Source organism: Aeromonas sp. CU5 (assembly GCF_002586745.1).
Lineage (GTDB): Bacteria > Pseudomonadota > Gammaproteobacteria > Enterobacterales > Aeromonadaceae > Aeromonas > Aeromonas sobria.
In genome coordinates, this window is record NZ_CP023817.1 from 2,390,301 (window position 1) to 2,401,803 (window position 11,503).

Annotated in this window: 10 protein-coding genes; all 10 read right to left on the minus strand. The window is 50.0% G+C overall.

Annotated elements, in window-relative coordinates; translation table 11 throughout:
* Positions 1 to 4: 4 nt before the first annotated feature.
* The 10 genes from CK911_RS10405 to CK911_RS10450 all read right to left on the minus strand — a co-directional run bounded on the left by CK911_RS10405 (position 5) and on the right by CK911_RS10450 (position 11,502).
* Positions 5 to 676 (minus strand): YjbF family lipoprotein, encoded by a 672-nt coding sequence (locus CK911_RS10405; RefSeq protein ID WP_098969872.1) that lies wholly within the window; start codon positions 674 to 676, stop codon positions 5 to 7.
* 90 nt (positions 677 to 766) lie between these two features.
* On the minus strand, positions 767 to 1,006 hold the full coding sequence (yjbE, locus tag CK911_RS10410) for an exopolysaccharide production protein YjbE (RefSeq protein ID WP_098969873.1): 240 nt from the start codon (positions 1,004 to 1,006) through the stop codon (positions 767 to 769).
* A 96-nt stretch (positions 1,007 to 1,102) separates the two neighbouring features.
* On the minus strand, positions 1,103 to 2,068 hold the full coding sequence (locus tag CK911_RS10415; RefSeq protein ID WP_098969874.1) for a Wzz/FepE/Etk N-terminal domain-containing protein: 966 nt from the start codon (positions 2,066 to 2,068) through the stop codon (positions 1,103 to 1,105).
* An 80-nt stretch (positions 2,069 to 2,148) separates the two neighbouring features.
* Positions 2,149 to 4,773, minus strand: a complete 2,625-nt coding sequence (locus CK911_RS10420) for an SLBB domain-containing protein (RefSeq protein ID WP_098969875.1) — start codon at positions 4,771 to 4,773, stop codon at positions 2,149 to 2,151.
* 138 nt (positions 4,774 to 4,911) lie between these two features.
* The gene (locus CK911_RS10425; RefSeq protein ID WP_098969876.1) at positions 4,912 to 6,000 is read right to left on the minus strand and encodes an LPS O-antigen chain length determinant protein WzzB; all 1,089 of its coding nucleotides are present in this window, start codon (positions 5,998 to 6,000) and stop codon (positions 4,912 to 4,914) included.
* Between the two features lie 47 nt (positions 6,001 to 6,047).
* Entirely contained in the window at positions 6,048 to 6,632 is a 585-nt protein-coding gene (gene rfbC, locus CK911_RS10430; protein WP_253860319.1) for a dTDP-4-dehydrorhamnose 3,5-epimerase, read from the minus strand.
* Positions 6,633 to 6,774: 142 nt separating this feature from the next.
* Positions 6,775 to 7,662, minus strand: coding sequence for a dTDP-4-dehydrorhamnose reductase (gene rfbD, locus CK911_RS10435; protein WP_098969878.1), 888 nt, complete (start codon positions 7,660 to 7,662; stop codon positions 6,775 to 6,777).
* Positions 7,662 to 8,765 (minus strand): dTDP-glucose 4,6-dehydratase, encoded by a 1,104-nt coding sequence (gene rfbB / locus CK911_RS10440; RefSeq protein ID WP_098969879.1) that lies wholly within the window; start codon positions 8,763 to 8,765, stop codon positions 7,662 to 7,664. Before rfbB ends, rfbD begins: the two co-directional genes overlap by 1 nt.
* Before the next feature lie 158 nt (positions 8,766 to 8,923).
* On the minus strand, positions 8,924 to 10,885 hold the full coding sequence (locus CK911_RS10445) for a nucleoside-diphosphate sugar epimerase/dehydratase (protein WP_098969880.1): 1,962 nt from the start codon (positions 10,883 to 10,885) through the stop codon (positions 8,924 to 8,926).
* A gap of 59 nt (positions 10,886 to 10,944) precedes the next feature.
* A complete protein-coding gene (locus CK911_RS10450) occupies positions 10,945 to 11,502 on the minus strand; it encodes a sugar transferase (protein ID WP_098969881.1) in 558 nt (185 codons plus the stop codon).
* Position 11,503: the final 1 nt, after the last annotated feature.

The window sequence follows — 11,503 nt, forward strand, 5'->3', positions numbered from 1 at the left end:
CTTTTCATAATGCGTACGGCTTTAATATTGTCATTTCAATCACCGGTAAGTCCGGCCCCAATTGCTGCTGGCTTTTTAAGATTCTGCCCGTACTGCGCTCAAACCAATAGTAGTTATGCCAAGAGTTCTGACTCAGTCCGAAACTGACCAACTCGTCAACCAACATAACATCATGTAATTTATCAAGGATTAACAACTTTTCCGGCACTGCGGATATAAACTTAGCCTGCATGTTATATCCACTCACATAGTCTTTTTCCCATTCGGCATTATACTGCCAACGCATAGTATCGGGATTAAAAACCTCATCAGGTGCATTTGCCATTTTTTGCAATGGATCAGGCCAAGATGATGCCACTAAATAGAGATCATTTTCCAAACCCACCGTCTTGTACAGTCGACCTGATTTGGTAACAAAAAGCTTATTATCAGAACTCACCCAGCTCAATGAACCATCAGGATCTGCAAACGCAAGCACTACCAATGCCTGTGGATTATCACCCACTCGCAGATAGGCGCTCGCATAAGGCAATTCACGCACTTTTTCAGTCGTCACCTCCACATTATCCACTCCCAAAAGGGCATAGCGGAGAGTTGCATAGGTATCTGAACTGGTGGCGGAACAGCCACTCAAGAGTAATAACCCCAAAGACATAAAAAAACGAAGAGAAAACATAGATGGGTTACTCAGTGGAATGGGAAAATAATTGCAAAGCGACAAAAATAAGGCTGCCAATGTGGCAGCCTTATTACAATATCAAACAACTTATTTAGTAGCAGTTGTTGTGTTAGTGCTGGTACTGGTGGAGTCGTCATTGGCATTAGCAACAACAACTGCCGCCAGTGCGGCAGCACCGACGCCCACAGCAACCAGAGTGGTGGTACCTACAGCGGCAGTACCTGCTACGCCAGTGGAACCAGCAGCAGCACCTGTAACTTCTTCAGCTGCAAATGCATTTGAAGAGAGAACCAACAAAGCAGCTAGAGTCAACACTGATTTTTTCATTACTAATTTCCTTATTTAAACATGACTTAGAGTACTAACAGGATATCTTGAAACAGACCAATTGACCAGAGTGAGTCGCTCAGATGAGCCCTCTCATCAGTGACGAGGTGGACGACCGATTGCATGGCGTACCAGCACAATCATAACGCCTAACATGCCGCCAAGCAGCGTCCCCAATACGGCGATCAACGCCCGTTTGGGTTTCGCTTTTTCCTCAGCAACCACGGCAGGATCAAGAGTTTTAAAAACGTACTCTTGATTCACTTCCGTCAACATCAAGGTTTTGGTCTGATCCTCGATCAGTTGATAGAACACCTTCTGCATATCTGCAACTGGGGTTTTCTCAAGCTGTGTTTTGAGATAGGCAATGTTACGTGTCGCATCAGTTTGATCACGCAGCTTCATGGCCTCATTGAGATCAGCCACCAACCAGTCAACCCATTGCTTCGCAGACTCGGGGGAGTAGTACTCGACCGCGACCGTAACCAACCCTGATTTGGCATCATGACTGATACTGGCAATACCGCGAAATGCCTTAACCAGCTCCCAATCTGTTGGTTCAACGGACTTGCCAGGAGGTATTTCACGCACCCACTTTTTGCTGGCGACATCGTAGACATCTTCATCAATCACCAATTCACCGGTCGCCTTGTCTGCTTTGGCAACAGCCATCAACGGCACTTCCAGCTGGTGTTGGCGGATAAAGTGACTTAAGAATTGGCGGGATTTCCCAATTTCGACCGCAATAGCAGTCTTGTCCGGACCGCCGCCACCACTGAGATTTACACCAGCCAAGCTAGCAAGACCACCAAACTGGGCAGCCATGGCGGCAAGTCCACCTCCTTGCTGCTCCGTAGAGGGGGCGAGCAAAGCCTCTGAACGATAAATATTTGGCAGTGATAGTGCAAAAATGACAGCTATTACCGCCACCAACAAGGTACTGGCGACTATCCACCACTTACCACGCCAAAGCGCCGCGAATAATTCACGCAAATCGATTTCATCTTCCTTCCCTCCGTTCATTGCCAAGGTTAAAGGAGGGTATTCTTTTAGTTGCGCCATAACAAACCGGATCTCAGAAGAGTCAGGTGGCCTTCACCACCTGACTGTGAATGGGTGACCAAATAAACGATACCATTACTTTACTTGATTGCACTCCACGCGACACCCAGTTGATAGAGGATCTGGGTTGCTGAAGTCATGATGCTCAGGTTATCCAGATAATCAGAATCAACAGGTACCACAATGGTATCACCCGGCTCTAGGCTCTTGCGACCACCAAACCAGCTATCACCTGGCAGCATCACGCTACCATTGGCCTTGATCACGTAGATACGGTCGGTATCAGCCTGCTTCTTGGTTCCCCCGGCACGACTCAGGTAATCATTGACACTCAGGTTACCATCGTAGACATGGGAAGAGGGGAATTGCACCATCCCCTGAATAGAGACCACATTTTGTAACGCAGGCACATAAAGCTTGTCGCCATCTTGCAGCATCACGTCAGCCTGCTTGTCTCCAGACAAAACCGCCGGCATATCGATGGTCATGCGACCGACAGCCTTGCTGTTTTCCAGCTGATTAACCACCGTCATCGCCTCTGCAGGCGAGCTGTTGTAGTTAGCGATACTAGATTGACGACGCAGTGTCATCGTCGCGATCTCTTGCTTTAGCTCATCACGCAGCAACGCGATTCGTTCTGCTTCCTGTTTACGCAGAGCTTCACGGGCAAAGACAGCACCATTCGGATTGGCATAGGGGGTAATACCACCGACACGCAGGATCAAATCCTGCAAACTTTCTCCACGACGAACCGTATAGGTTCCCGGATACTTCACCTCGCCAAACACCTGTACGGTAGCTTCTTCACGCCACTGAGGATGAGGCAACACGTTCAAGCTGTCTTTTGATTGCACCAATGGCGAACCGGTTACCCGATTTGCAGTTGCCAAATCCAGACGCTGATTTTCAATTGCAATATCGTTCCCTCGCTCACTCACGCGAGATAACTCAATCACATTCGCCTGTTCGTTAAACCCGCCCGCAGCCATGATTAAATCATGAGTTCGACTATAAGGCGTCAAGGGATAGACCCCCGGATATTTAACCTCACCGCGAACTTCAGCAATCTGTACCGGTTTACCTTGTGCTGCTTGTGCTTTCAAACGCTCAATAACCGGAGTGAGCAAAGCTTGACGAGAGGCCCCAACCATCGCCGCAGTCTTCGTCGTGTTAGATACACTAGCCAAAGTCATCTTATCTTCTTTAGCCAGCTGAGCACGGCTAACATCAGCACCAGTACTGTCGTCTACCGCATTGGCTTGCTGCTCAATGCGTTTGTTAGCCTGATTGTCGATACTTGTCGAAGAACTCTGAGAGCTCGCCAGCTGCTTCAGCCGGTCCGTTGCATCATTGCTAAAAATAAGCACCTGATCCCGCGGCTGCAAACGAATGTCATCTTCACCTCCCGGCATTTGCAGCACACGGCCCAGATTGAATTGCAGCACCTCAATATTACGTTGCGCATCCACCTCACGCACAACCAGGGCATAATTCAGGTCAGTGACCGATGTCAGATCGCGGTCGGCACTTTGCAACACACGACTGATCCGCATTCCCGGCTGAAAGCTGAAGACACCTTCACGAACTACGGCACCTTTTACCACAATCGCCTGGCTATATTCGGTGCTGCTCGGCTTGACCGTGACCTTGTCACCATCACGCACGACAAACTGATGATCATGCTGATTTGACAAGTTCAGGTTAAATACCCGCATCCCGGTTTCACCATAACGGGTCACCGAAACCTCTTTGAGTGCAGCGGCCTTCATGCCGCCCGCCAACCCAAGCACATTAACCAGGGCTGCGGGACCACTCAATTCATAAATAGCGGGGCGTTTAACCAAACCATCGATACTCACTTCACTGCCTTTAGCAGGGATAAACACCGTATCACCGGAGCGCAGACGGATATCCTGGCTGGTGTCGCCCCAGACCAACATTTTGTAGAGGTCGACATCGATCACTTTTTGCCCTGCACGCTTGACCTGGATCTTGCGCAGCGACCCCACAGTATCGATACCACCCGCAGCCTGCAGAGCCTGGGTCACGGTGGCCATCCCATTGACGTTATAGGCGCCGGGGCGATAGGCATCGCCCATCACAAAAACTTGCATGGTACGTAGAGCGCCAAAACTGATAAACGCTTCTACACCAATTTTTTGCTCTTTGATCCGGTTTTCCAGTTCACTGCGTAGTTGCTGGAAAGTCTGGCCACTGGCTGCAATAGGGCCAAGGGAAGGGAAATCGATAAATCCCTCACGGCCAATCGCCAAGGTATAACTCGCATTCTCCTTGCCATAGAGCTGAACCCGGATTTCGTCACCCGGACCCATCACATAATCGTCTGCAACCGGCATATCCACCACGGGCGTATCTGTCAGAGGTTCCCCGGCAAAAACGCTATAACCAAAAGGCTGTAATGCCCCCTCTTGCGCTACACCAGCGACCAAAGGCCGCTGAGACTCTTGGCTGTAATCCACTTCACGTGGAGCAGCCACAGGCGCAGTATTGACCGGAGTAACACTGCTTTGCTTGTTACTTCCTCCCAATTGGGATGGGTCGATACCATACTGAGCAGCCAGCGCCTGCTGCTGGGCAGGAGATAATTGTTTAAATTTGGCCATCATCTCGGGAGTGATTTGTGGCGCAGCCATAAGCGGCAAGCCCATCAAAGCCAGTGAGAGAAGCAATCCCTTTTGTTTCATTCTAGTTATTCCACCCAATACCCATAAAAAATAAACACCATGATAACCATGAGCAAAAACGGCTGCATGGTAGCATTAAGCACTAACGAAGTCATATCCAAGTGAATAGCATTCAAACGCTATGCTCAAACAAAAACATCACACCCCTTCTGATCGATGAAAGGCATGCCGTACTAGCACAATCGCAACACCCAACATGCCCCCCAGCAGGGTAGCCAGTACAACAATTAGTGGGCGTTGGGGCTTATCACGGGTAAACGGTTCTTCCGGTGAATCGATCATATTAAAAGACTGAAAGTCAGCATTTTTAAGTTTCAATGCTTTCAAACTACTTAATTGCAGACGAATACTTCCTAATTCAGGATTAAGAAGTTCAGGATCTTTAATTTCATTCAATATTTTCAATTTTTCCGCAAGGCCTTTCGTCCCTAACTGAATATTGAAAACCTCTTGGCTATCAATTCGTTCAAGAGGAGCATCAACTCCAGCCGCCTTACTGATACGCAAACTATATCCAACCCGCTGAAGCTCTTCCTGCCTTTTCAGCAATGTATCAGCTTTGGCACTGTAATATTGTGCAGTCAGCGCTTTTATTCTATTTTGCCATATGGATTGTAACTCTGCACTTTTGCTTTTGAGTTGCTGCTGCTGGACAAAGTCTATATATTTCTCTAGTCGCTGCAGAGCAAGTTCAGGCGTTTCAGCAGAAAAACTTAACGTCATCTCTTGACTGGTTTTATCCTGAATCTTGGCTGATACTGACTCAGCTAACTTGCTCATTAGCGCACGGCCATCGCGCTTATCAGAGATCTCAAATTTTTCCATTTCTGCGGCATAGATACCTTCTCGAATCAAAAAATCCCGCTTATTATTCATACTGTTAAAGGCTGAGATAAAGCTCTGGAAAATAGCAGGTTGCTCAAGCGATGAAAATTCAGCTGTCGTCAGAGGAGAGCTATTGCTGGACATGATTGCTTGTAATTTATCTACAGCTAGCTGTAAGGCCTCAACCTGGGACACTGATGGTTCAGAAATCACCGCCTGACTGGTCCATACCTGGCGCGCAACCGTGGCATAAACAATACCCGCGACAGCAAACGCACCGGTCACCAACAATATAAGTACTTTTTGACGCCACAGCACAAGCAGCAGCTCTCGCAGATCGATCTCGTCTGATGCAGGTATATGTACCAACTGATTTGGAATAACTGGCGTTTTATCGCTCATATCTCTCTCTTGTTATCGATATTAAAAATGTTACGACTGGAGCACTCTTAAAGTACCGCAACAAAGCAGGGGGCCAGGCGAACTTTATCCGATAGCAATAAGGGTCGCTGTTCAGATAATGGCCACTGAATCGCCAAATCAGGACTATCCCATCGAATTACTGCTTCATCATCGGGATGATAATAATCTGTACATTTATAAAATACATCTGTAGTCTCGCTTAACACATAAAAGCCATGGGCAAAACCGGGAGGGCTCCACATAAGTTCACCTCGCACTGCATCCAGTATATGGCCCACCCAACGACCATAGGTCGATGATGCAGGGCGAATATCTACTGCCACATAAAAAATTTGGCCAGTGGTCACCTGTATTAATTTACCTTGAGGATGTGAGCATTGGTAATGCAATCCTCGCAAGGTACCCCCAACTGAACGGCTCAAATTATCCTGAACAAAAGAATAATGCCCACAATAATGTTCAAACTCTTCCTGGCGAAAAGACTCACGAAAATCACCACGATGAACAGAAAATATTTCTGGCATCAATATCATCACGTCTGCTAATTGTGTAGCCTTAAACCTCATTAACACATCACCAACATTTAAAACACCTTGCGGTTGATTATTCACATCAATGAGGTGGATTCAACCCCTCACTGATATTTTCCTGACTAACCAATCGCCCCCTTCATGCACCACCACTCATCACATGTATATTGTTCAGGGCAAACGGCAACAATCTTGACTCCGGGGGGGGGGCCTGACCAGTGATTTACTTACCCAGGATCTCGGTCAACATCCGCTCTACACCGACCGTCCAGTCCGGCAGCACCAGATCGAAGGTGCGCTGGAATTTACTGGTATCAAGGCGGGAGTTATGGGGGCGTTTGGCCGGGGTCGGGAAGGCGCTGGTCGGCACCGCATTGAGTTGCGTGACCGCCAGTTCAACCCCGGCCTCTCTGGCTTTGGCAAACACCAGCTGGGCGTAGTCAAACCAGGTGGTGGTACCGGAGGCAATCAGATGGTACAGCCCAGCGACCTCGGGTTTACTCTGCGCCACACGGATCGCATGGGCGGTGCAATCGGCCAGCAACTCGGCACCGGTCGGAGCGCCGAACTGGTCATTGATAACTGACATCTCGCTACGCTCTTTGCCAAAACGCAGCATGGTCTTGGCAAAGTTAGCGCCCCGGGCGGCATAGACCCAGCTGGTGCGGAAGATCAGGTGACGCGAACAGAGGGCTGCGCCCTGTTCCCCTACCAGCTTGGTTTCACCGTAGACGTTGAGTGGGGCGGTCGCATCGGTTTCCACCCAGGGGCGCTCACCGCTGCCATCGAACACATAGTCGGTAGAGTAATGCACCAACCAAGCTCCCAATGCTTCCGCTTCTTTGGCGATAGCGGCTACGCTGGTCGCGTTGAGCAGCTCGGCAAACTCCCGCTCGCTCTCCGCCTTGTCAACTGCGGTATGAGCTGCCGCATTGACAATCACGTCCGGCTTGACCAGACGTACAGTTTCGGCCACCCCTGCCGGGTTGCTGAAATCGCCGCAATAGTCAGTGGAGTCAAAATCAACGGCGGTGATGCGGCCCAGTGGCGCAAGTGCTCGTTGCAGCTCCCAACCTACCTGACCGTTTTTGCCAAACAGCAGAATATGCATCAGTCGCGCTCCCCGTAGTTCTTCTCAATCCAGGACTGGTAAGCACCGCTCTTGACGTTATTCACCCACAGCTGGTTATCCAGATACCACTGCACTGTTTTGCGAATGCCCGACTCGAAAGTTTCTTGCGGTTGCCAAGCCAGCTCGGCGCTCATCTTGGTCGCATCGATGGCATAGCGGCGATCGTGACCGGGGCGATCCGCCACATAGGTGATTTGATCACGGTAAGAGCCCGCTTTTGGCACCATCTCGTCAAGCAGATCACACACGGTATGCACCACGTCCAGATTCTGCTTCTCGTTGTGGCCGCCGATGTTGTAGGTCTCCCCGACCAAGCCAGTGGTCACCACCTTATAGAGCGCGCGCGCGTGGTCTTCCACGTAGAGCCAATCACGAATTTGGTCACCCTTGCCATAGACCGGCAGCGGCTTGCCATCCAGCGCGTTGAGGATCACCAGCGGGATCAGCTTCTCGGGGAAGTGATATGGCCCGTAGTTATTGGAGCAGTTGGTGACGATGGTTGGCAGGCCGTAAGTACGGCGCCAAGCGCGCACCAGATGGTCGCTGGAGGCCTTGGAGGCAGAATAGGGACTGCTGGGGGCGTAAGGGGTAGTTTCGGTAAAGAGCGGCAATGGCTTATTCCACAAGGGATGACCGGCAGCCACTTCATCCGGATGGGGCAGATCGCCATACACCTCGTCGGTGGAGATATGGTGGAAGCGGAAAGCCACCTTGCGCACCTCATCCAGACCGTTCCAGTAGGCGCGAGCCGCTTCCAGTAACATATAGGTGCCGACGATATTGGTCTCGATAAAGTCAGCCGGGCCAGTGATGGAGCGGTCAACATGGCTCTCGGCAGCCAAGTGCATCACGGCATCCGGCTGGTGCAGGGCAAATACCCGATCCAGCTCGGCGCGGTTGCAGATATCCACTTGCTCAAACACATAACGATCACTTGTCGATACATCGGCCAAGGATTCCAGATTGCCGGCATAAGTGAGTTTATCGAGATTGATAACGGAATCCTGAGTATCACGGATGATATGGCGCACCACGGCAGAGCCGATAAAGCCTGCGCCACCAGTAATCAGAATTTTAAACATATCTAAACGAGAATCTCTGCTGTATAAGGCGCACTGGCCAACTGACAAGACATTGTTGGAGACGTCCACTGACATGCCATTGTCCCTGATGGGAGCAGAGGATACCCTCGGCCCAAACTGGTCATGAATGAGCGACATGTCGCCCCTCTACCCGCTACTTAATGCATCGGCTGGTGACTCTCTGAATTAAGAAAATCAATGTCCTCGACCACACTCAGGCACGGTTCATGCGGCAAAGTGTTTTTTGCCTGCCACACCAGATCGCAGATCCCGTCGGTGGGATTAAAACCGGTCGGCATACTTAACAGCAGGCTACGGATCTGTTCATGATCAAAACGGAAACACGCGCTATCGAGCTCGGCCAAAAACGTCCGCAATTGTGGCCATGGCAGCATTAACTCGGAGGCTTTCATAATCCGAGGATGTGCAGTGCCCTGAACCTGCTCACCAATTAGCAGCTCCTCAAACAGCTTCTCACCAGGGCGCAAGCCAGTGATCTTAACTTCAATATCACCAGCGGGATATTTGTCGCTCTTGAGCTTCAGGCCACTCAAACGGATCATCCGGTGCGCCAAATCAATGATCTTGACCGGCTCGCCCATGTCCAACACAAATACATCTCCACCTTGCCCCATGGCACCCGCCTGGATCACCAATTGCGATGCCTCAGGAATGGTCATGAAATAACGAATGATGTCAGGGTGAGTCAAGGTCAAGGGGCCACCATCGCGAATCTGCTTGCGAAACAACGGTACCACAGAACCCGAAGAGCCCAGGACATTACCAAAACGCACCATGCAAAAACGGGTTTGCCGCTGCGCGGCAGCCAACGATTGCAGTACCAGTTCGGCCAATCGTTTGGTAGTGCCCATGGTGTTAGTGGGGCGCACCGCCTTATCAGTTGAAATCAACACAAAGGTTTCAACCTTGGCCCTGATAGCGGCCTGTGCACAGTAAAGGGTACCAAACACATTATTTCGCACCCCCTCAACCACGTTGTATTCAACCAAGGGGACATGCTTGTATGCCGCTGCATGGTAAACCGTCTGGATCTGGAAGGTGCTCATCACCGCTTGCAAACGATGTTGCCGCTGCACCGACCCCAGCAATGGTACTATCTCAACCTGCAACCCTTCTTGCTGGCCGATTTCTTGCAACTCTTTATCTATGGCATACAAGCCATATTCAGACAGCTCAAACAATACCAGTTGCGAGGGCTTGCAACGGATGATCTGGCGACACAATTCAGAACCGATAGAACCGCCCGCCCCCGTCACCATCACCCGCTTGCCAGAGATATTGGCATTGATCAGCTCAGGGATTGGGGCAACCGCATCACGCCCTAACAGATCTTCAATACTGACCTCTTTAAGCTCATCGATATGAGCGTGTCCTTCCACCAAATCCGCCATACCAGGTATAGAGAGCACTTCACAAGGGCACTGTTCCAGTCGATTGATCACCGCTTGCCTGACGCTGCGCGATGCACTCGGCATGGCCAACAGGATCTTTTTAATATCAAAACGCTCGATCAACGCCTCGATAGCGTCGGTACTGTAAACGTTAACCCCTTGGATTACGGCTTTCACCAAAGCGGGATCATCATCGACAAACGCCACCGGCAGATACTCCTGCCCTTGATTCAACGCCAACTGCAATTGCCGCCCGGAAGATCCGGCCCCGTAGATCAGCACCGCAACCCGTTGTTGACCACTGCGCTGTACCAGCGCCCGGAAAAAAAGCCGCACACCACCGACCAGCAACACTGAAAAAGCAAAATAGATGAGCGATACAGTTCTAGGAAGTGGCACTTCCATAAAAAACGCCAGCATTACCAAAGACATAGTTGAGAGAAGAACACCGAGTGACACCGTCCACAACACCTTGAAACCGACATAGCGTAATACCGCGCGATAAAGCCCCAACCGCATAAAGATTACGATGGTGATCGGCAGCAACAATGCAAGCATTTGCCAGTGAAGCACACTCTGCAATGGAATATTGGCATCCAGCCGCACCCAATAGCCGCCCCAGAATGCCAAGGTTAGCAATAGCAGATCAGCACAAACGCTAATCCCCCGTTTATAAACACGGGGGATAGCCAAGAAAGAGGTCAACATAATGGCACCATCTCGTTAATAACGGTTAGGAAGATAAGGTGAAGCAACTCGGAGCAATACTATTTCGATCCAATCGCATCGCCCGCGCCACTGCCGGTTGCCGTCATAATGATATAACGAAAGTAGCTAGTTAACGTGAGGGTATCGATCATCTGCCGATCTGTTTTTGCAAGCAAAGCAGGGGTCGACATATCGATATTTTGTACCTGTGCCAACCCGGTAATCCCAGGTAACACCTCATAAACCCCCAAGGCATCCCGCTCTTTGATCAGTTCCTCCTGATTAAAAAGATTGGGTCGCGGCCCAACCAAGCTCATCTCACCTTTAAGCACATTGATCAGTTGTGGAAGTTCATCAATTTTAGTCTTGCGTAAAAAAGCACCTAATTTGGTGATGGAACTTGTGCTCGCCAAATGGCTCGCCACCGATTGTGTATCGACCGACATTGTGCGAAATTTAATCAGCCTGAATGACTTTTTGTGTTTACCAATCCGGGTTTGCACAAAAATCGGCGAGCCAGTATCAAACAGGCCAATAATAGTGACGATAAGCAAAATGGGCCACAGCAGCAGCAAACCAAAAAATGCTGCGCAAAAATCAAAAAACCGTATCAACATA